Below are 20,371 nucleotides of genomic sequence, written 5' to 3'. Positions count from 1 at the left end.
TACGATTCTCTCTCGCCCTCGCCACTGCTGCCCGCCATGCAGATCGAACAACTCGAGATCCTCGACTTCCTGCGCGCCCATCCGCCCTTCGACGAACTGCCCGACGAGGTACTGCAGCGGGTGGCGGCGGCGATCGACGTGCGCTACTACAAAGCGGGCGAGGCGATCGTCGAGTTCGGCCAGGTGGCCGAGTCCTGGCATGTGGTGCGCAGCGGTGCGGTGGAGGTCTTCCGTCGCAACGGCACGCTCTACAACCGCCTCACCGCCGGCGGCTACTTCGGCGAGTTCGGCCTGCTGCGCAACGGGCGGGTGCGTTTTCCGGTCACTGCGCTGGAAGACACGCTGCTGTACCTGATTCCGCGCGAGCTCTTCGCCGAGCTTTTCGACCAGCACGAGAGCTTCGCCGACCTGGTGGAGGTCGAGGACCGCACACGGCTGCGCCAGGTGGTCTCCAAGCGCGAGGAGTCCAACGACCTGCTGTCGGCGACGATCGACACCCTGGTCGGACGTAGCGCGGTAACCTTGTCCAGCACCGCCAGTGCGCGCGAGGTGGCGCAGCGCATGAGCGAGGAGGGCGTGTCCTCGCTGCTCATTCTCGAACACAACCCGGAGGTGCCCGATCTGCCGCAGCTTGCCGGCATCGTCACCGACCGCGACCTGCGCACACGCCTGGTCGCCCCCGGCCTGCCTTACGACACCCCGGTGACCGAGATCATGTCGGTCGGCGTGGTGTCGGTGAACCACAACCAGCTCGTGTTCGAGGCCATGCTGGCGATGCTGCGCCATAACGTGCATCACCTGCCGGTGCTCAGGAACCAGCGTCCGCTGGGTGTGATCGCGCTGTCGGACATCATTCGCTACGAGTCGCGCAGCAGCCTGTTCCTGGTCGGCAGCATCTTCCGCCAGCACTCGGTGGATGAACTCGCCGCCCTCGTACCCGAGGTGCGCGCCTGCTTCGCACGCATGGTGGCCGAGGACGCCAGCGCCAACATGATCGGCAGCGCCATGGCCGCGATCGGGCGCAGCTTCAAGCAGCGCTTGCTCGAGCTGGCCGAGGCCGAGCTTGGCGCGCCGCCCGTGCCCTACTGCTTCCTCGCGCTCGGCTCGATGGCGCGCCAGGAGCAGATGATCGTCACCGACCAGGACAACGCCCTGGTGCTCGACGACCGCTTCGACTCCGTGCAGCACGACGCCTACTTCAGGGCGCTTGCCGCATTCGTCAGCGATGGCCTGGCGCGCTGCGGCTACAGCTACTGCAGTGGCGGCGTGATGGCGAGCAACGAACGCTGGCGCCAGCCGCTCAAGGTGTGGGAGCGTACCTTCACGGACTGGATCGAGCGTCCCACGCCCGAGTCGCTGCTCAACGCCGGCATCTTCTTCGACCTCGACGGCGTCTGGGGGCGGTTGGAGTGGGCAACGCGGCTGCGCGAGCTGATCGCGCGCAAGGCCAAGGGCAACTCGCGCTTCCTCGCCTGCATGGCACGCAACGCGCTGCAGCGCACGCCACCACTGGGTTTCTTCAAGGATTTCGTGGTCGAATCCGATGGCCGCCACAGCCGCGTCATCAACATCAAGCGCCGCGGCACCGCGCCGCTCGCGGACCTGACCCGCGTCCACGCGCTGGCGATCGGCTCGATGGCACTCAACTCCTTCGAGCGCCTGAAGGACGTCATCGACGCCGCCATCCTGCCGCTTGGCCGCGGCCAGGACCTCTACGACGCACTGGAATTCATCGCCATGGTGCGCGCCCGCCACCAGGCCGAGTCACTCGCCGCAGGCGAAGAGCCGGACAACAGCATCGACCCCGAGAAGCTGTCCGAATTCGAACGCAAGAGTCTGCGCGATGCCTTCCTGATCCTCGGCAACGCGCAGAAATTCCTCAAGTACCGCTACCAGCCCGGGCGGGCGAACTAAGGGCGCGGCCATGCTTCACCTTGGCGACCTCAGGAAGGACGCGCCCGCCGCGCCTGCACGCAGCGGTGAGCCGCGCGCCCGCGCCGTTCCGGACTGGCCGGCGCGCTTCACCGAACTCGCCGCCGCCGCACGCGATCCGCGCCTGCATCGCTTCTATGCGGCAGGCACGGTCGCGGGCGAAACGCCGCTCAAGAACGTGCAGATGGTCGCGCTCGACGTCGAGACCACCGGGCTCGACCCGGTTCGCGACGAGATCGTCAGCATCGGCGTGGTGCCGATGGATCTCACCTGCATCCGCTCGAGCGCCTCGCGCTACTGGGTGGTGCGCCCGCGTGCCGAGCTGCACCCCGAGTCAGTGACGATCCACGCCATCACCCACGCGCAGATCGCCTCCGCACCCGATCTCGGCGCCATCGTGGACGAACTGCTGCCGGCGTTGGCCGGCCGCGTCGTGGTGGTGCATTGCGGCGACATCGAGCGCAGCTTCCTGGCCGCAGCGCTCAAGGCGCGCATCGGCGAAGGCATCGAGTTTCCGGTGATCGACACCATGGAGCTGGAGGCGCGCCTGCATCGTGCGCCAGCGACGGGCTCTTGGCTTGCAAACCTCCGCGCCCGCCTGTTTGGCCGCAAGCACGACCAGGTGTCGATCCGCCTCGCCGACAGCCGCGAACGCTACCGCCTGCCGCGCTACCGCGCCCACCACGCGCTGACCGACGCGCTCGCCACCGCCGAGCTGCTGCAGGCGCAGGTGGCGCACCGGTTCGCGCCGGATACGCCGCTGCGCGCGCTGTGGCAGTGAATCAGTCGAGGCCCTGGCTCTGCAGGTACTCCTCGTAGGTCCCGCGGTAATCCACGATCTGCCGGTCCAGCTTGATCTCGATGATGCGGGTGGCGAGCGATGACACGAACTCGCGGTCGTGGGAGATGAAGATCAGCGTGCCGGAGAACTTCTCGAGGCCGCTGTTGAGCGACTCGATCGATTCCATGTCGAGGTGGTTGGTCGGCTCGTCCATCAGCAGCACGTTGGGGCGCGACAGCATCAGCTTGCCAAACAGCATGCGGCCCTGCTCGCCACCGGAGATCACCTTGACCGACTTCTTCACCTCGTCGCCCGAGAACAGCAGGCGGCCGAGCGTGCCGCGCAGCAGGGTCTCGTTGTCCTCGCCGGTGGCGGCGGCGGTGATGCGCGAGTAGGGCGCGATCCAGTCGGTCAGGCTGACGTCCTCGGCGAAATCGCTCGAGTGATCCTGGGCGTAGTAGCCGGGCTTGGCCTTCTCCGCCCACTTGATGGCACCCTTCTGCGGCGCAAGCTCGCCCACCAGCAGCTTCAGCAGGGTGGTCTTGCCGACGCCGTTCTCGCCGATGATGGCGACGCGTTCGCCGGCCTCGATCGCGATCGAGAAGCGGTTGATGAGCGGCTTGTCCATGCCCTCGTAGGCGAAGGAGATGTTGTCCACCTCGCAGGCCAGGCGGTGCAGCTTGTCCTTTTCGTCGTAGTCGAAGCGGATCCACGGGTACTGACGGCTGGACGGCTTGACGTCCTCGGGCTTGAGCTTGTCGATCAGCTTGAGGCGGCTGGTGGCCTGCTTGGCCTTGGACTTGTTGGCCGAGAAGCGGCGCACGAAGGCCTGCAGCTCCTGGATCTTGTCCTTGGCGCGGGCGTTGGCCGAAGACTGGCGCTCGCGCGCCATCGTCGACGCTTCCATATAGTCGTCGTAGTTGCCCGGATAGATCGTGATCGTGCCGTAGTCCAGGTCGGCCATGTGGGTGCACACCTGGTTCAGGAAGTGGCGATCGTGCGAGATGATGATCATCGTGCAGTCACGATTGTTGAGCACGTCCTCGAGCCAGCGGATGGTGTTGATGTCGAGGTTGTTGGTCGGCTCGTCGAGCAGCAGGATGTCGGGATTGGCAAACAGCGCCTGGCACAGCAGCACGCGCAGCTTCCAGCCCGGGGCGACCTCGCTCATCGGGCCGTTGTGCAGTTCGGTGCCGATGCCCACGCCCAGCAGCAGTTCCCCGGCGCGCGACTCGGCGGTGTAGCCGTCGTACTCGCCCACCTTGCCCTCGAGTTCGGCGGCGTGCATGTAGTCGTCTTCGGTGGCGTCCGGGTTGGCGTAGATCGCGTCGCGCTCCTTGATCGCCGCCCACAGTTCCTCGTGGCCCATCATCACCACGTCGAGTACGCGCATGTCCTCGTAGGCGAACTGGTCCTGGCGCAGGTAGGCCATGCGCTCATGGACATCCTTGGAGACGTTGCCTGCGCTGGCTTCGAGGGCGCCGCACAGGATCTTCATGAAGGTCGACTTGCCGGCCCCGTTGGCCCCGATCAGGCCGTAGCGGTTGCCGTCGCCGAACTTGACGGAGACGTTCTCGAACAGGGGCTTGGCCCCGAACTGCATGGTGATGTTGGCTGCGACGAGCACGGAGAGTCCTGAAGTTCAGATAAAACAAAGCGTTGGATTATAGCGCAGGCAAGGGCGCTGGTGCCGGGCGGCAGCCGTCCGAGGAGGGTTCGGCGGCAGCGTTTCCAGCGCTCGCGGGCCGGTGCAGCTACTTGGGGTGTGCCGCCTGCGTCCTGCCCGCCGCGGGGTGATGTCGGAATAGTCCGACGTTGGTTTCGGACCGGGCCGATGGGACGGGAGCAGGGGGGCGCCTAAAGTGGAGCCGTGAGCCGAGCAAGGGCCGCTCCCATGCAAAAGGCACCACGCTGCACCCTCAACTTCAAGGAGAGCAACCATGAACAAGGACATCATCGAAGGCAACTGGAAGCAACTCAAGGGCAAGGTCCAGCAGCAGTGGGGCAAGCTCACCGACGACGACTTTGACGTCATCGCGGGCCGCCGCACCGAACTGGCCGGTCGCCTGCAGGAGCGCTACGGCATCACCCGCGACGAGGCCGAGCGTCAGGTCAAGGAATGGGAAAGCCGTTTCTGAGCCCACCCGAGCGCGCCGGGCGGCCGCGGTAGCGGCGCGTGCCCGGCGGCGCTGCCGACAAAGGAGACCATCATGCTGCACTATGCCGTAATCTTTTTCGTCATCGCGCTGATCGCAGCCGTGTTCGGCTTCGGCGGCATCGCCGCCGGTGCGGCGGGTATCGCCAAGATCCTGTTCGTCGTGTTCCTGGTCATGGCCATTGCCAGCTTCCTGGTCAATCTTGCCAAGGGGCGATGAGTCCGCACCCGGGTCCGCCAGCCGTGCCGCGGGATGTTTGCCGATGGCCGACGCCTGGATGGGCGGTCGGCGCATCGGCTATGCTTTCAAGCGCTTCATCGTGAATGGGACCGTCGGACATGCTGCGTATCGCCATCGTCGATGACCACCAGATCGTGCGTGCAGGCTTTCGCGAGATGCTTGCAGACGAGCTGGGATTCGAGTTTCCGTTCGAGGCCGCGTCAGGCGAGGAGGCGCTACAGGGCTTGCGCGAGCATGAGACCGATGTGCTGTTGCTCGACCTCTCGCTGCCTGGGCAGAGCGGGGTCGACGTGCTGCGCGCCGCGCGCCAGCGCTACGACAAGCTGCGCATTCTGGTGCTGTCGGGCTTTCCCGAGGAACGCTATGCGCTGGCGATGATTCGCAACGGAGCGGATGGTTACCTGTGCAAGGACTGCACCCGCGAGGACCTGATCAACGCCATTCGCACCGTCGCGCAGGGGCGGCGCTACTTGTCGCCGCGCACGGCAGAGCTGCTTGCCGAGACCTTGGCCGGCGGTGCGTCCGGCGCCGCGCATGACAAGCTGTCTGACCGCGAACTCCAGGTCTTTCTGCGCCTCGCACGTGGCGAGTCGGTGTCGGACATCGCCAGCGTGCTCAGTCTGAGTGTAAAGACGGTCAGTACCTACCGCACGCGCCTGCTTGAAAAGCTCGGCGTGGCCAGCAATGCCGAGCTCGCGACCTATGCGCTGCGTCACGGGCTGATTCTCGAGTGAGGCCGTCATGTCGATGACTGCATCGCCCCGCCCTGACGACCCGCCTGTGTTGCGCATCGTCCTGGTCGAGGATTCGGCGCTGCTGTGCGGCATGCTGCGGGATATGCTCGAGGAGCTCGATGGCGTGGGCGTGGTGGCGGCGGCCGCGGACGAGCAGGACGCGCTTGCAGCACTCGAGCGCCTGCATCCTGATCTGGCGATCATCGATCTCGAGTTGCGCGCCGGAAGCGGCCTGGGCGTGTTGCAGCGGTTGCAGGCCGAACCTGAGCGTTTCGGTCGTCCGCGAGCCGTGGTGTTCTCCAACTACGGTCACCCGCCGGTGCGGGCGCGCTGCGAACAGTTTGGCGCCGAGCGCTTCTTCGACAAGTCTTTCCAGCTCGATGAGTTGGTCGAATTCGTGCAGGCTGCGCTCCCCGAGCCTGGCTCCTGAGCCAGCGCCGGAACATGGCTCCACGCTCAATGCATGCGTGCGAAGGGGACGCGCGCACTGATGCGGGTGCCAGCGCCGGGGCGGCTGTCGATGTCCAGCCGCCCGGCCAGCATCTGCACGCGGTGTGCCATGCCCGCCAGGCCGTGACGGTCGTGGTCGCGTGCTGAAGGGTCGAAGCCGACACCGTTGTCCTCGATCTCCAGTACCAGCTCGTCGCCCTCGGTGTGGAGGCGTAGTTGCACACGAGTGGCCGAAGCATAGCGGCGCACGTTGGTGAGCGCTTCCTGGGCGATGCGATAGAGCGCGAGCGCGGTCTGCGCGGGCAGTTCGGGCAGTGCGTCTGGCAAATCGATCTCGAGCTTGCCGCCATGCTCGCCGATGTCACCGCTGTCGGGCAGTGCGCGCAGCGCCTCGACAAGGCCGAGCTCGGACAGCAGCGGGGGGCGCAGGTCAGCCACCACCTTGCGCTTGAGCGCAATCCCCTGGTTCAGGGTGTCGAGCAGGCGGTCGAAGCGGCTGCGCAGCGCCGTCATCGTCTCCGCCGGCAGTTTGCGTGCAATCCACCCGGCGTCGAGCTTGGCGGCCGTGAGCAGGGCGCCGAGCTCGTCGTGCAGTTCGCGTGCCAGGCGGGCCTGCTCGGCTTCGCGGGCGTTGGTCAGGTAAGTGGCCAGGCTGCTGAGCGCCTGGGTGCGATGGGCGACCTCCGTGTGCAGGCGGTCGTTCTCCGAGCGCAGCAGGTTGGCAATGTGTTCGCGCAGGCGGTCCTGGCGGTAGAGCACGACGACCAGCACCAGCAGCAAGGCGAGCACGCTGGCGCCGAGCACGCGGTTCATCGCGCGTGCATCGCCAAAGCGTTCGAAAGCACCGTCTTGGGTGGCGTCGATCTCGGCCTGGGTCTGCGTGCGCAGTGCCCTGATGCGCGTCCGCAGGTCGTCGGTCACCTGCTTGCCGGGGCCGCCGTCCGGAAGGTCGGCGTCGGCAGGTATGCCGCGCTCGATCGCCCGGCTGAGCAGGCTCCAGCGCATATCGACCAGTAGTGCCAGATGCTCCACGGCCTCGCGCTGATCGACACTTGTCCAGACGTCTGCACGCAGCGCGTCGAGCGTGCGCTCGAGTGCCTGCGGACCGTCCTGATAAGGAGTGAGGTAGCCCGGGTTCAGGGTGAGCAGGTAGCCGCGCACGCTCGATTCAGCGTCGAGTACCTGCAGCAGCAGGGTGTCGAGGTGGTGCAGGCGTGTAGTTCGCGCGCGCAGATCCTCCAGGGCCGCACGACTCGATTCAGACTGCCACTGGCCTGCCACCAGCCACGCCGAGCCAAGCGCAAAGCTCAGCAGGAGCACCACCAGCAGCAGGCCGGTACGCGGGGTCGGAAGACGGGACGGCGCGGGCGGCAAGGGCATATCCTCCGGGAGTGGGCGCATGAACGTGTCCTATGCTAGTCCAAGGCCGGGTACTTGTCCCGCTGTCCCCGAGTGGCCGCGCGGGCCGCCACTGTGCCCGCACGGTGCCGCCGCGTTTGCAGTGGTTCGATCAGGGGCGGATCGCGATGTCGTTCTTTACCGTCCTCACCCCTGGGGTGCCGCGTGCGATCTCGGCGGCACGATTGCGTTCGGTACTGCTCTTGGCGAAGCCGGACAGCTGCACCGTGCCCCTCAGCGTCTCGACGCTGATCGCCAGCGCGCTTACGGTGGGGTCGTCGGCGAACCGGGCCTTCACGCGGGCGGTCACGGTCGCGTCATCCACATATTCGCCCACGGTCGATTGGTCGCGGGTAACGGCACAACCGACGGCAGTGAAGGCGAGCAGGCCGGAAAGTGCGAGGCTAACGGCGGTGTGTTTCATGATGGTCTCCTTGACGGGAATGTCACCGGGGCGGGACGGCTGTCGCCGCCCGTGAGATGCGATTCAAATGTATGCTCCGTGGCGACTGCACGCTGTCCGACAGTGCGGATTGCGCTGTAGGACGATTCCCGCACGGCACCGTCGAGCCGCGCTGCCTGAGCGCGCGGTGGTGTCCGCGCCGGCGGTATGCCTCCCACTGCAACCATCCTCTCCCGATGCGCTTCCTTCACTCCGCCGACTGGCATCTTGGCCGTGTCTATCACGGCGTCTCCCTGCTCGAAGACCAGGACCATGCGCTGCAGCAGTTCGTGCGTATCGCTGCCGATACCCGGCCCGACGTCGTTCTGCTTGCCGGTGACATCTACGACCGTTCGGTGCCGCCTGCAGAGGCGTTGCGCCTGCTCGACCGCGTCCTCGAGCAGCTCGTGCTCGGGTTGAGGATTCCGGTGGTGATGATTGCGGGCAACCACGACGGCCCCGATCGTCTCGCCTTCGGCTCCGGCCTGCTGCAGCGCGCAGGGCTCGTGGTGCGTGGCCCGGTGGAGTGGGCTGCGGCGCCGCTGGTGCTGAACGATGCGCACGGCGAGGTCGAGATCCATGCCTTGCCCTATGCCGAGCCCGCGCTGGTGCGCAGCGTCAGTGGCGACGATACGGTCACCGACCACCACGCCGCGCTTGCCGCGCAGACTGCGGCCGTGCGTGCCGCGCGGGCGCCGGGCCGGCGCGTGGTCGTGGTTGCCCACGCCTTCGTGCAGGGCGGCGCAGAGAGCGAGTCCGAGCGTCCGCTGTCGGTAGGGGGCACGGGGGCGGTCGGTGCCGAGGTGTTCGCCGGCTTCGATTACGTCGCGCTCGGTCACCTGCACCGTGCGCAGCAGGTGGGCGAGGCGCGCATCCAGTACGCCGGCTCGCTGCTGAAGTACGCGTTCTCCGAGGCGGACCAGCGCAAGTCCGTGACCCTGGTCGAGCTCGACGGCGCGGGCGTGTGCAGCGTCGAGCGCATTGCGCTCACGCCACGCCGCGACCTGCGTATCGTGGAAGGCACGCTCGAGGCCATCGTCGCCGCCGCTGCCGCCGACCCGGCGCGTGACGACTACCTGCTCGCCCGCCTCACCGACAGCGGCGCGCTCCTCGATGCCATGGGCAAGCTGCGCACGGCTTACCCGAACGCGCTCGCCATCGAGCGCCCCGTGCTCACCGGCGACGGCCCCGGCCGTGCCCATGCCGACCACCGCCGCACCCGCATCCAGGACCTGTTCGCCAGCTTCCATCGCGACACCACCGGACTCGCGCTCGAGCCTGCCGCACAGGCCGCGCTCGAACGCATCGTCGACCGCATCGAGCAGGAGGCGCGCAGCGCATGAAACCGCTCAAGCTCAGCCTGCAGGCCTTCGGTCCCTTCGCCGGCCGTGAAACGGTGGACTTCACCTTGTTGCCGCCCGGCTGCCTGTTCCTGATCGCCGGCCCCACCGGCGCCGGCAAGACGTCCATCCTCGACGGCATCACCTACGCCCTCTACGGCGACACCTCGGGCGGCGAGCGCAGCGCGCGTGAAATGCGCAGCCACCATGCCGACGCCAGCGTGCAGACCGAGGTCGAGTTCGAGTTCGCCCTCGGCCACCGCCACTACCGCGTGCGCCGTGTACCCGAGCAGGAGCGTGCGGCGCTGCGTGGCGACAAGCTGGTCAAGGTGCTCGCCCGTGCCGAGCTTTACCGCCTCGAGGCGGACGGCGAGACCTGGACGCCGCTGGCGCAGAAGACCACCGAGGTTGGTGCGCTGGTCGAAGAGCTGCTCGGCTTCAAGGCCGAACAGTTCCGCCAGGTGGTGGTGCTGCCGCAGGGGCAGTTCCGCAAGCTCCTCGCGGCGAGCTCGGCCGAGCGCGAGAAGATCCTCGAGACCCTGTTCGCCACCGCCACCTACAAGCGTCTGCAGGATGCCCTCAAGGCCGACGCCGCCGCGCTGCGCGAGCGTGGTGAGAAGGCCGCGCTGCAACGCCGCACCTTGCTCGATCAGGCTGGCGCTGACGCACCCGAGGCGCTGTTGGCCCGCCGCGATGCACTGCAGGCCGAACTGGCGGTACTGACCGGCGCCGAAACGCAGGCGCGCGCCGACGATGCCGCTGCGCGCACAGCCCTGCAGCAAGGCCAGGCGGCCCAAGCGCAGTTTGTCGAAGCGGATGCGGCGAAGACCGCCTTGCAGGCCTTGGAGACCGGCCTGGTCGAACTCGACACCCAGCGCCAGCGCCTGGCGCAGGCGCGCCGAGCGGCGCTGGTGGTGCCGGCCGACAGTGCGCTCGCCGCCGCCCGCCGCAGTGCCGACGAGGCGCGCACGCGCGCAGCGCAGGCCGCGGCAGACACGGCGGCCGCAGCGCAGCAGCTGAGCGGCGCCGAGGCTGCCTTGCAGGCCGAGCATGCGCGTGCGCCCGAGCGCGACGCCGCCCAGCGCGAGGTCTTGCGCCTGGAGGCGCTCGGCGAGGCCGTCACCCGCCTGGCCCAGGCCGACGCAGAGGCGGGCCGTTGCGCGGCCGCCCGGCTCGCCGCCGACAAGGTGCTCGCCGCCGCCGATGCCCGCCAGCAGGCGCTGGCCAGCCAGCGCAGCGCGCTCCTCGCCCGCATCGACAACCTGCAAGCGCTGGCCGGCGCGGCTGCCAGCCTCGAACTGCGCCTGCAGCAGGCCGAGCAGCGCGCCCGTGCGCTTGCGGCGCTGGCTGCCGCTCGGACCCAACTCGGCCGCCACGAAGCCACCGCAGCCAAGGCCCGCCAGGCGTGCGATTCCGCCATGCAGGGCGCCAGTGCCGCCCGCGCCGCCTTCGCCACGCTGGACATGCGCTGGCGCCAGGCCCAGGCCGCCATCCTTGCCCGCCATCTGCATGACGGCGAGCCCTGTCCGGTATGCGGCAGCGCCAACCATCCTGCGCCCGCCGTGCATGCGGATGAACTGCCCACCGAACAGGCGCTGCAGGCGGCTGCGGAGCAGGCGCGCGCGGCTGACAGTGCGCTCGATGCCGCCCGCCAGGCGCTCAATGCCGCCGAACTGGCATGCGCCGCGGCAGCGGCCGAAGTGGACACGCGGGCGTCGGCACTGGCCCCGGCGGGTGACGACGAACCGGATCGCGCGGATGCCGAACCTGCACAGCTGCGCCATCAGCTCGACGCCGCGCACGCAGCGGCGACCGAGCTCGCCACATTGCGCACGCAACTGCTCGCCGTCGAGCATGCCACTGCCGACGTCGCGGCAGCGGCCGACCAGGCGCGTACGCAAGCCGTCTCGGCCGCCAGCGCCGCGCATGCCGCTGCGCAGGTGGCCGCGGAGCGTCGCGCCGGCGTGCCCGAGGCCTTGCGCAGCCCGGTTGCGCTGCAGGCTGCGCTGGCGGAGGCCCAGGCGCGACGTGCCCAGCTCGAACGCGTGCAGCAGCAGGCACAGGCAATGCATGACCAGGCAGCGCGCCGTGTCGCTGCGTTGCAGGCCCAGAGCGCCACCCTGGCCGAGAGCGTGGCCGCGGCCGCGACGCGCGTCGATGAGGCGCGCCTCCAGTTTGCCGAGGCGCTGGTCACCGCGGGCTTCGCGGCGGAGGGCGGTGGCGAATCGGGTGGCGAGGCTGCGTGGCGTGCCGCCTTGCTGCCTGCCGAGCGCATCGCCGCCCTGGACGCTGCGATCCGCGAGGCTGAACAGCGCCATGCAGCTGCCCGCGAACGTGCCGAGCGCGCCCTGAGCGCCATTGCCGGGCTGGTGCGCCCCGATCTCGATGCCCTCGAAGCCCGTGCCGCTGCGGCCCGTGCCGCGGTCGAGGCCGTGCTCGATCGTATCGCCCAGGCCCGCGGCGCCCTGTCCGCCCTCGCCGACACGCTTGCGCGTCTCGACCTCATCGCGCGCGAATCCGGCGCAATCGAGGCCGAGTACCGCATCGTCGGTCATCTTGCCGACATCGCCAACGGCAACAATGGACGCAATCTCACCTTCCAGCGCTATGTGCTCGCGGCACTGCTCGATGACGTGCTGCGTGCGGCTTCGCTGCGTCTGACGGCGATGAGCCGCGGCCGCTACCAGCTCCAGCGTCGCGAGGACGTTGCCGATGCGCGTCGTGCCGCCGGCCTCGATCTGGAGGTCGTCGACGAGTACACCGGCCGCAGCCGCCCGGCCGCCACGCTGTCCGGCGGGGAGGGCTTCATGGCCTCGCTGGCGCTTGCGCTCGGCCTGTCCGATGTCGTCCAGGGCTACGCCGGTGGTGTACAGCTCGACACCCTGTTCATCGACGAGGGCTTCGGCAGCCTCGACCCGGAGTCGCTGGAGCTGGCGATGCGGGCGCTGATCGACCTGCAGCAGCGCGGCCGCATGGTGGGGGTGATCTCGCACGTGGAGGAGATGAAACAGCAGATCGATGTTGCGGTCGACGTCGTGCAGGGCATCCGGGGCAGCCGGATCAGAGTGAAGACCTAGGCCTCGCTGGCTGCTCCAGGCGATTGCCGGGATCGGTGTCGATAGTGTGTTGCAATCGATGTTATTGCTTTCAATTGCCAATTCCTTTGCTAAGCTGAAGTCATGGGCAGTCGGGGAGCACGGCGACCGTATCGGTCGTGTGTGTTGCAGGCCTCGGGGCGTCAGCTTGGGCGAGTCGCTTGCACTGCCTTTTTCCGTAGGTGAGATGGACCATTACAGGAGAACATGATGAGCGGGAATGACAACAACACGGCCGGCGGTTGCCCGGTGATGCATGGCGCGAACACGGCTTCCAGCAACTCGGTGATGGCGTGGTGGCCCAACGCGCTCAATCTGGACATCCTCCACCAGCACGACAGCAAGTCGAACCCGCTGGGCGCGGACTTCGACTATCGGGAAGAACTCAAGAAGCTCGACGTCGAGGCGCTCAAGAAGGATCTCAAGGCGCTGATGACCGACAGCCAGGAGTGGTGGCCGGCCGACTGGGGCCACTACGGCGGCCTGATGATCCGCATGGCCTGGCACGCGGCCGGCACCTACCGCATCGCCGACGGTCGTGGCGGCGCAGGCACCGGCAACCAGCGTTTCGCCCCGCTCAACTCCTGGCCCGACAACGGCAACCTCGACAAGGCCCGCCGCCTGCTGTGGCCGATCAAGCGCAAATACGGCAACAAGGTGAGCTGGGCCGACCTCATCATTCTCGCCGGCAACATGGCCTACGAGTCGATGGGCTTCAAGACCTTCGGTTTCGGCTTCGGCCGCGAGGACATCTGGCACCCCGAGAAGGACATCTACTGGGGTTCCGAGAAGGAATGGCTCGCCCCCAGCGGCGGCGAGGGCTCGCGCTACTCCGGCGAGCGCGACCTCGAGAATCCGCTCGCCGCGGTGATGATGGGCCTCATCTACGTGAACCCCGAGGGTGTCGACGGCAAGCCCGACCCCTTCAAGACCGCCCACGACATGCGCGTGACATTCGCCCGCATGGCAATGAACGACGAGGAGACCGTCGCGCTCACCGCGGGTGGCCACACCGTCGGCAAGGCGCATGGCAACGGCAGCGCAGCCAACCTCGGCCCTGCACCGGAAGGCGCGGACATCGAGGACCAGGGCTTCGGCTGGGTGAACCACAAGACCCGCGGCATCGGCCGTGACACCGTGACCAGCGGCATCGAAGGCGCGTGGACGTCCAAGCCCACGCAGTGGGACAACGGCTACTTCGACATGCTGTTCAAGCACGACTGGTGGCTGCAGAAATCGCCTGCCGGCGCCTGGCAGTGGGAGCCGGTGAACATCGCCGAGGAAGACATGCCGGTCGACGTCGAGGACCCGTCGATCCGTTGCAAGCCGATGATGACCGACGCCGACATGGCGCTCAAGTTCGACCCCGAGTACCGCAAGATCGCCGAACGCTTCCGCGACGACCAGGCCTACTTCGAAGAAGTCTTCGCCCGCGCCTGGTTCAAGCTGACCCACCGCGACATGGGGCCGAAGGCGCGCTACATCGGCCCCGACGTGCCGGCTGAAGATCTCATCTGGCAGGACCCGGTGCCCGCCGGCAACAAGAACTACGACGTGGCGGCGGTGAAGGCGAAGATCGCTGCTGCCGGCCTGTCGGTCGGCGACCTGGTCGCCACCGCCTGGGACAGCGCGCGCACCTTCCGTGGCTCGGACAAGCGCGGTGGTGCCAATGGTGCGCGCATCCGCCTTGCGCCGCAGAAGGACTGGGAAGGCAACGAGCCGGCGCGCCTCGCCAGGGTGCTCGCCGCCTACGAGAAGATCGCCGCCGAGACCGGCGCCAGCGTGGCCGACGTCATCGTGCTCGGCGGCAACGTCGGCCTGGAGCAGGCGATCAAGGCCGCTGGCTTCGATGTCGAGGTGCCCTTCGCCCCCGGGCGCGGCGATGCCAGCCAGGCGCAGACCGACGTCGAGTCCTTCGCCGTGCTCGAGCCGGAGCATGACGGCTTCCGCAACTGGCAGAAGAAGCACTACGTCGTGCAGCCCGAGGAGATGCTGCTCGACCGCGCCCAGCTGCTCGGGCTCACGGCGCCCGAGATGACCGTGCTGATCGGCGGTCTGCGTGTGCTCGGCACCAACCACGGCGGCAGCCAGCACGGCGTGTTCACCGATCGTGTCGGCGCGCTCACCAACGACTTCTTCGTCAATCTGACCGACATGCGCTACAGCTGGAAGCCCACCGGGCGCAACAGCTACGACATCGTCGAGCGCAAGAGCGGCGCGAAGAAATGGACCGCAACCCGGGTCGATCTGGTGTTCGGCTCCAACGCCATCCTGCGCGCCTACGCCGAGTTGTACGCGCAGGACGACAGCAGGGAGAAGTTCGTGCGTGACTTCGTCGCTGCCTGGACGAAGGTGATGAACGCCGACCGCTTCGATCTCGGCTGATCGCTGCGGAACCCTTTCGCCGCCTCGGCTGCGGCGAAAGGGGGTGCAATGACGCTTGCAAAGGGCCCGCGGCGCGTGGGCGATTGATGCTGCAAGGCGTCCCATTCCTCGTTAAGCTTCTGCGGGCGGTGTCGGCTGACACCGCCCATTTTTTGTTGACGATCCCGCTTTGCGGCGGAGGACGATGATCGATTTCGGCCCTTGCGCCATGGCCCTTGCAGCGCGTCCACGGGCATGGCGATGAACCTGCTGGCGACCGATTCAGCGGCTCGGCTGCTCGCAGGCGGGCGGGCGATTGCCGTGCGTGTCGCCGGCTTGCTGTTGCTGGTTCTGCTCTTCCTCCTGTTCCGGCACTGGGGTTGGCCGCCGGGCGTGCACCTGGCGCTGGCCGTTGTCTTCCTCTACGTCGCGGTAAGTACGGGCGCCCAGGTGCAGCGCCTGCGGGCGACTCAGCGCGCCTATCAGTTGGCGATGCAGGCCGCGCACGACGGCTTCTGGGACTGGGACCCGGTCAGCAAGCGTCTCGACGTTGGCCACCGTCTGCTGGAGATCCTTGGCTACAGCCAGAACTTCCTGCTCGATACGCACGCCTGGCTGGCGCTGGTGCACCCGGACGACCGCGCGCACTACAACCGCACCGTGGCCGAGCATCTCAAAGGCAGGACGCCGTTCTTTTACTGTGAGTACCGGGTACGTTCGCACAGCGGCGAGTACCGCTGGATCGCATCGCGTGGCATCGCCGTGCGTGACCGCCGCGGCGTTGCCTACCAGATGTCGGGCTCGGTCACCGACATTACCGAGCGCAAGCGCCACGAGGCGCAGATCGCCTATCTGGCCGAGCACGACCAGCTCACCGGCCTGCCCAACCGCTTCCTGCTCGCAGAGCGTCTGGCCGAGGCATTGACGGCAGCGACGGCCGCTGGCGGCCAGGTGGCACTGGTGTTCATCGACCTCGACCGCTTCAAGGACATCAACGACTCGCTGGGCCACCGTCTCGGCGACCACCTGTTGCAAGCCGTCGCGGAGCGCCTGGTTGGCGGCCTGGCCAACGGCGAGGTGCTGGCGCGCCAGGGGGGCGACGAGTTCATCGTGCTCATGCCTGGAGTTGATGGCCGCGAGCTTGCCGAGTCGCGGGCGCGAGCGCTGCTCGAACTCCTGGAGTCGCCCTTCGTCACCGACGGCAACCACCTTCACGTCGGTGCCAGCCTCGGCCTCAGCATGTTCCCGGCCGACGCGGCCGACGCCGAGCAGTTGCTGCGCAATGCCGACACCGCGATGTACGCCGCCAAGCGCGACGGCGGCGGCACGGTCCGCTGGCACACCCCGGAGATGAAGGAGCGCGTGCTGCACCGCGCGTCGATGGAGGCGCGCCTGCGCCGGGCGATCGAACACGGCAGCTTCGAGCTGCATTACCAGCCCCAGTTCGAGACTGCGACCGGTCGCCTGTTCGGCGCCGAGGCGCTGCTGCGCTGGCATGATGGTGACGAGTGGATCGCCCCCGATCGCTTCATCCCGGTCGCGGAAGAGACCGGGCTCATCGTGCCGATCGGCGACTGGGTGCTGGACAACGCGACGGCCTGCGCAGCGCGCTGGCGCGACAGCCTGCCCTACCCCCTGCGCATGGCCATCAACCTGTCGCCGCGCCAGTTCTGGAGCGGCGACCTGCTCGTGCGCGTGCTTGCCGCCGTCGAGCGCCATGGCGTCGACCCGGCCCTGATCGAGCTGGAGATCACCGAATCGATGCTGCTGCGCGCCGAGGGCGACCATGTTGCCGCGCTGCGTACGCTGCGCCAGCGTGGCATGCGGCTGGCGCTGGACGACTTCGGCACCGGCTACTCATCGCTCTCCTACCTGCACCGCCTGCCCTTTACCAGCCTCAAGATCGACCGCAGCTTCGTGGCCGCGCTGTTCGATGACGATGGCAATTACGGCGACGGTGCGGCGCTCATCCCCGCGATCGTCGCCATGGCGCACAGCCTGGAGCTGGAGGTCGTGGCCGAGGGCGTCGAGACCTCGGCCCAGCTGGTGCACCTCAGCGAAATCGGTGTCGATCTGCACCAGGGCTTCTACAGCGGCAGACCGGTACCCGAAGCGGCGTTCGTCCGCCAGTTCGTCGCCGCCGACCGGCGCTGAGTGCGAAGTCGGCCGCGCCAGGCGCGTGCCGGTGGCGATCAGCCCGCTTGCCAGGGCAGACTGTCGGCGATCAGCGTGGCGACCTGGGTTTCCAGTGCCGACAGCGCCGCGTCCAGCGCCTCTGCACTTGCCTCGCTACGGTCGACGGCGTCCTCGAGTGCCCGCGCGGCCTGCATGAGATCGAGCGCGCACAGGAAGCCGGCGTTGCTCGCCAGGGTATGGAGCCGGCGTCCGGCACTGGCGCGATCGCCGCGGGCGAGTTCGGCACGTGCGTCGGCCACGGCACGGGCGTTGTCCTCGGCAAACATCTGCAGCAGGCTGCAGAACATCGACGCATCGCCGCCGAGACGTTGCATGGCGCGTTCGCGGTCGATGCCGGGGATGGCCGGAAAGCCGTCGCCCGGTGTCGCTGCGGCTGTTTCTGCGGGCGCTGGGGCGGGAGCGGTGGGCGAGGCCTGGCGCGGCGTTACCCAATGCGCCAGCAGTTCGGCCATCTGGTCCAGGTCCATGGGCTTGGGCAGCACGTCGTCGGCGCCGGCGTCGCGGGCGGCGGCGCGCTGGTCCTCGCGCACGCCTGCGGTGAACACGATGATGGGCAGCGTGCCCAGGCCGAGCTCGCCGCGGATTGCGCGCGTTGCACTCAGGCCATCCATCACCGGCATCTGCACGTCCATCAGCACCGCGTCGAAGCCGTCGGGGCGGGTGCGCAACAACTGCACCGCCTGCTGGCCGTCTGCGGCCAGGGTCGCGGTCGCACCCTCTAGGCGGAGGGCGCGTTCGACCAGGTCGCGGTTCATTGCGCTGTCGTCGACCACCAGCAGGTGAGCGCCCTGCAGGCGCGGGCCGCGCGGCTGTGCATGCCGGCGCGGCGCGAGCCGGCGTATCTCGTCGGCGCTGACGCGTGTCACCGGGATCTCGAACCAGAACAGGCTGCCTTCGCCGACCCGGCTGTCGACGCCGATCTCGCCGTCCATCAGTTCGACCAGGCGCTTGCAGATCGACAAGCCCAGCCCGGTACCGCCGAAGCGGCGCGCGATGCCTGCGTCAGCCTGGGCAAACGGTGCGAACAGGCGGCCGAGCGCCTCCGGAGCGATGCCGATGCCGGTATCGAGGATGTCGACCCGCAGCCGCAGTGCTGCTGCGCCGCAGTCATGCGCGCGCACCCGCACCGTGACTTCGCCGCGCTCGGTGAACTTGATCGCGTTCGCGGTGAGGTTGAACAGCACCTGCTCGATGCGCAAGCCGTCGCCGAGGAGCGCGTGCTCGAGCGGGGCGGGGGCGTCCACATGCAGCGCCAGCCCCTTGGCACGCGCAGCCTGGCCCATCAGGCTGTCGACGTTGGCGAGCAGCACGCCGAGGTCGAACGGTCGCGGCTCGATGCGCAACTGGCCGGCTTCGATCTTGGACAGGTCGAGCACGTCATTGAGGATGGTGAGCAGCGACTGGCCCGCGCTGCGAATGCGCTCGACCATGTCGCGCTGGTTGGCGGCGAGCGGCTCGCGCTCGAGCACTTGGGCCAGCCCGAGCACCGCGTTCATCGGCGTGCGGATCTCGTGGCTCATGTGGGCGAGGAACTCGCTCTTGGCCGCATTGGCCGCCTCGGCAGTGGCGGTAGCCTGGCGCAGGCGTTCTTCCATCTCCTTGCGCGCGCTGATGTCCTCCACGATGACGAGGTAGCGCGGTGCGGGCTCGGAATACACCCGCACCGGCGCGCAGGTCAGGCTCGCCCACACCGTCGAACCGTCCGGCCGCAGGTAGCGCTTGCTGAGCCGGTAGCCGGTGCTGGCGCCGCGGCGCAGGCGATCGAGCTCGCTCAGGCCGGCTTCCACGTCCTCGGGGTGGGTGATGCGTGCGGGGTCGAGTCCGGTCAGTTCCGCAACCGGGCGGCCGACGATCTCGGCAAAGCGCCGGTTGGCCTCGGTGATCCGTCCGCTTTCCGAGTCGAGCAGCACGACGCCGAGCGGCGCCTGCTCGAACATCACCCGGAAGCGCGCCTCGGCCGCGCGCTGGGCCTGCAGTGCGGCAAGCTCCTGGCGTTCCTGGTCGCGCCGCCATAGCAGGTAGCCGCCGGAATAGACCAGCACCAGGCCCAGGCCCATCGCCAGCGCGGTGGCCCAGGCCATGGTGCGGATGCCGGCGTAGGCTTCGCGTTCGTCGATCTCGGCGAGCATCAGCCACGGCGTGCCGCCGACCGCGGCCGCATAGGCGAGCACCGGCACGCCGCGGTAGTCGCGCCCATTCTCGAGGATGCCGAGTTGCCCTTCCACCGCGCGCGCTGCGGGCAGCGCAGGCGCGTCGAGCGGGCGGGTGAGCGCCAGGGCCGGCTCGGGGGCGTGCCGCAAGGGCGTGAGAAAGCGCACGCCGGCGGGGTCGCGGCGCACGAGATAGGTTTCGGCGGTGTGCGTGGGCACGGGCCAGGATTCGACCAGGGGGTAGAGCGCAGCGCTCGCCTTCCAGGTCAGATACACCACGCCCCGCGCTGCACCCGGCTCGCCGATGGGGGCCAGCACGCCATACTGCACCTCGCCCGCGGCGTCACGGTGCAGGTCGATGAGCTCGACCCGGGGGCGCGCGAGGATGTCTGCCGCCAGTGCATGCAAGGGCCCGATATCGGTGCCGCCGATGCTCAGCACCGGCCGCAGTCCGGCATCGACGATGGCCAGCCCGCCCCAGCCGCGGCGGCGCGCGATCTCGACGAGATGCTCGCGCATGCGCTCGAGGCGGACGCCGTCGCCCCGTCCGCCCGCCAGCCAGGTGGCGTACAGGCTTTCGAAGCGTGAGTCGGCCGAGAAGTAGGATTCGGCGTCGATCCGGGTCTCGTGCAGCGAGTTCTCGATCTGCTGGCGCTTCTGCTCGGCGATCACCGCCAGCGTGCGGTGCGTCTCGCGGCGGATCTCCTCGCTCAGGTAGCGGTAGCCGACCACCCCGGTCACGCTCATCAGCAGCGAGATGAGGGCCAGCGGCAGGATGAACCGCAGCCACAGCGTGCGTATGCCGTCTGCGGTTTGGGCAGGGGCGGCGGAGAGGGTGGCAGTGTTCATGTCGGCAGCGGGCAGTGCGTTGGCCCGGCCCGGGGGCAGCGCAGAGTGGGCGAGCGATATGGCATCGCACGGCAACGGCGCGTGGTCGTCGGCCAGGGGGCAAAGCAGGCCATAATTATGCACCATCGGAGTGCTCCCGGGCCTGATTCCCCGCCGCGAGGGGTTGAGGGCGATGGGGCTGGGTGGGTATCGGGAAAGGCTCGCGGCTGACGCCGCTCCTGCAGGATGGGCTGCGGCGCTTGTT

14 protein-coding genes are annotated in these 20,371 nt (G+C 68.5%); 10 read left to right on the top strand and 4 right to left on the bottom strand.

Features of this window, described 5'->3' with window-relative positions; genetic code table 11:
* The first annotated feature begins 36 nt into the window (after nucleotides 1-36).
* Nucleotides 37-1,914 (top strand): DUF294 nucleotidyltransferase-like domain-containing protein, encoded by a 1,878-nt coding sequence (locus LQF09_RS18815; RefSeq protein ID WP_270068707.1) that lies wholly within the window; start codon nucleotides 37-39, stop codon nucleotides 1,912-1,914.
* Nucleotides 1,915-1,924: 10 nt separating this feature from the next.
* Entirely contained in the window at nucleotides 1,925-2,713 is a 789-nt protein-coding gene (locus LQF09_RS18810; protein WP_270068706.1) for a 3'-5' exonuclease, read from the top strand.
* A gap of 1 nt (nucleotide 2,714) precedes the next feature.
* Here the strand turns inward: LQF09_RS18810 and LQF09_RS18805 are convergent, their stop codons facing one another.
* Nucleotides 2,715-4,340 carry an ABC-F family ATPase gene (locus LQF09_RS18805; protein WP_002936011.1) on the bottom strand — a complete coding sequence of 542 codons (1,626 nt, stop codon included), beginning with the start codon at nucleotides 4,338-4,340 and terminating at the stop codon, nucleotides 2,715-2,717.
* A gap of 313 nt (nucleotides 4,341-4,653) precedes the next feature.
* On the opposite strand from LQF09_RS18805, the gene LQF09_RS18800 reads away from it, so the two are divergent.
* The 4 genes from LQF09_RS18800 (at nucleotide 4,654) to LQF09_RS18785 (ending at nucleotide 6,273) form a co-directional block, all read left to right on the top strand.
* Complete coding sequence (locus LQF09_RS18800) at nucleotides 4,654-4,851, top strand: CsbD family protein (protein ID WP_002925999.1); 198 nt, start codon at nucleotides 4,654-4,656, stop codon at nucleotides 4,849-4,851.
* Between the two features lie 72 nt (nucleotides 4,852-4,923).
* The gene (locus LQF09_RS18795; RefSeq protein WP_270068705.1) at nucleotides 4,924-5,088 is read left to right on the top strand and encodes a DUF1328 domain-containing protein; all 165 of its coding nucleotides are present in this window, start codon (nucleotides 4,924-4,926) and stop codon (nucleotides 5,086-5,088) included.
* A 119-nt stretch (nucleotides 5,089-5,207) separates the two neighbouring features.
* Complete coding sequence (locus LQF09_RS18790) at nucleotides 5,208-5,843, top strand: response regulator (protein ID WP_270068704.1); 636 nt, start codon at nucleotides 5,208-5,210, stop codon at nucleotides 5,841-5,843.
* A gap of 7 nt (nucleotides 5,844-5,850) precedes the next feature.
* Nucleotides 5,851-6,273: a response regulator gene (locus LQF09_RS18785; RefSeq protein WP_002925992.1), complete on the top strand. Its 423-nt coding sequence runs from the start codon at nucleotides 5,851-5,853 to the stop codon at nucleotides 6,271-6,273.
* Between the two features lie 26 nt (nucleotides 6,274-6,299).
* Here the strand turns inward: LQF09_RS18785 and LQF09_RS18780 are convergent, their stop codons facing one another.
* Together LQF09_RS18780 and LQF09_RS18775 are read right to left on the bottom strand one after the other, a co-directional pair.
* On the bottom strand, nucleotides 6,300-7,694 hold the full coding sequence (locus LQF09_RS18780; protein WP_270068703.1) for a CHASE3 domain-containing protein: 1,395 nt from the start codon (nucleotides 7,692-7,694) through the stop codon (nucleotides 6,300-6,302).
* Nucleotides 7,695-7,803: 109 nt separating this feature from the next.
* The gene (locus LQF09_RS18775; protein ID WP_002925989.1) at nucleotides 7,804-8,115 is read right to left on the bottom strand and encodes a BON domain-containing protein; all 312 of its coding nucleotides are present in this window, start codon (nucleotides 8,113-8,115) and stop codon (nucleotides 7,804-7,806) included.
* Between the two features lie 215 nt (nucleotides 8,116-8,330).
* Between LQF09_RS18775 and LQF09_RS18770 the strand changes: the two genes are divergently transcribed.
* From LQF09_RS18770 to LQF09_RS18755, 4 genes are all read left to right on the top strand, one after another.
* On the top strand, nucleotides 8,331-9,476 hold the full coding sequence (locus LQF09_RS18770) for an exonuclease SbcCD subunit D (protein ID WP_270068702.1): 1,146 nt from the start codon (nucleotides 8,331-8,333) through the stop codon (nucleotides 9,474-9,476).
* Entirely contained in the window at nucleotides 9,473-12,550 is a 3,078-nt protein-coding gene (locus tag LQF09_RS18765; protein ID WP_270068701.1) for an AAA family ATPase, read from the top strand. Before LQF09_RS18770 ends, LQF09_RS18765 begins: the two co-directional genes overlap by 4 nt.
* Before the next feature lie 228 nt (nucleotides 12,551-12,778).
* Nucleotides 12,779-14,953, top strand: a complete 2,175-nt coding sequence (katG, locus tag LQF09_RS18760) for a catalase/peroxidase HPI (RefSeq protein WP_002932045.1) — start codon at nucleotides 12,779-12,781, stop codon at nucleotides 14,951-14,953.
* Nucleotides 14,954-15,187: 234 nt separating this feature from the next.
* On the top strand, nucleotides 15,188-17,086 hold the full coding sequence (locus LQF09_RS18755) for a putative bifunctional diguanylate cyclase/phosphodiesterase (RefSeq protein ID WP_270068700.1): 1,899 nt from the start codon (nucleotides 15,188-15,190) through the stop codon (nucleotides 17,084-17,086).
* Between the two features lie 38 nt (nucleotides 17,087-17,124).
* Here LQF09_RS18755 and LQF09_RS18750 read toward each other — a convergent pair whose 3' ends face one another.
* Nucleotides 17,125-20,127: an ATP-binding protein gene (locus LQF09_RS18750; RefSeq protein ID WP_270068699.1), complete on the bottom strand. Its 3,003-nt coding sequence runs from the start codon at nucleotides 20,125-20,127 to the stop codon at nucleotides 17,125-17,127.
* Nucleotides 20,128-20,371: the final 244 nt, after the last annotated feature.

It is taken from the genome of Thauera sp. WB-2 (assembly GCF_027594845.1).
Classification (GTDB): Bacteria; Pseudomonadota; Gammaproteobacteria; order Burkholderiales; family Rhodocyclaceae; genus Thauera; species Thauera mechernichensis.
This window is presented reverse-complemented; position numbering and strand designations above follow the sequence as displayed.

Excerpts from the sequence above, each read along its gene's own strand:
- LQF09_RS18785 (WP_002925992.1), top strand. The coding sequence starts at position 5,851 with ATGTCGATGACTGCATCGCCCCGCCCTGACGACCCGCCTGTGTTGCGC.
- LQF09_RS18780 (WP_270068703.1), bottom strand. The coding sequence starts at position 7,694 with ATGCGCCCACTCCCGGAGGATATGCCCTTGCCGCCCGCGCCGTCCCGT.
- LQF09_RS18775 (WP_002925989.1), bottom strand. The coding sequence starts at position 8,115 with ATGAAACACACCGCCGTTAGCCTCGCACTTTCCGGCCTGCTCGCCTTC.
- katG (WP_002932045.1), top strand. The coding sequence starts at position 12,779 with ATGAGCGGGAATGACAACAACACGGCCGGCGGTTGCCCGGTGATGCAT.
- LQF09_RS18800 (WP_002925999.1), top strand. The coding sequence starts at position 4,654 with ATGAACAAGGACATCATCGAAGGCAACTGGAAGCAACTCAAGGGCAAG.
- LQF09_RS18790 (WP_270068704.1), top strand. The coding sequence starts at position 5,208 with ATGCTGCGTATCGCCATCGTCGATGACCACCAGATCGTGCGTGCAGGC.
- LQF09_RS18765 (WP_270068701.1), top strand. The coding sequence starts at position 9,473 with ATGAAACCGCTCAAGCTCAGCCTGCAGGCCTTCGGTCCCTTCGCCGGC.
- LQF09_RS18795 (WP_270068705.1), top strand. The coding sequence starts at position 4,924 with ATGCTGCACTATGCCGTAATCTTTTTCGTCATCGCGCTGATCGCAGCC.
- LQF09_RS18770 (WP_270068702.1), top strand. The coding sequence starts at position 8,331 with ATGCGCTTCCTTCACTCCGCCGACTGGCATCTTGGCCGTGTCTATCAC.
- LQF09_RS18750 (WP_270068699.1), bottom strand. The coding sequence starts at position 20,127 with ATGAACACTGCCACCCTCTCCGCCGCCCCTGCCCAAACCGCAGACGGC.
- LQF09_RS18810 (WP_270068706.1), top strand. The coding sequence starts at position 1,925 with ATGCTTCACCTTGGCGACCTCAGGAAGGACGCGCCCGCCGCGCCTGCA.
- LQF09_RS18755 (WP_270068700.1), top strand. The coding sequence starts at position 15,188 with ATGGCGATGAACCTGCTGGCGACCGATTCAGCGGCTCGGCTGCTCGCA.
- LQF09_RS18815 (WP_270068707.1), top strand. The coding sequence starts at position 37 with ATGCAGATCGAACAACTCGAGATCCTCGACTTCCTGCGCGCCCATCCG.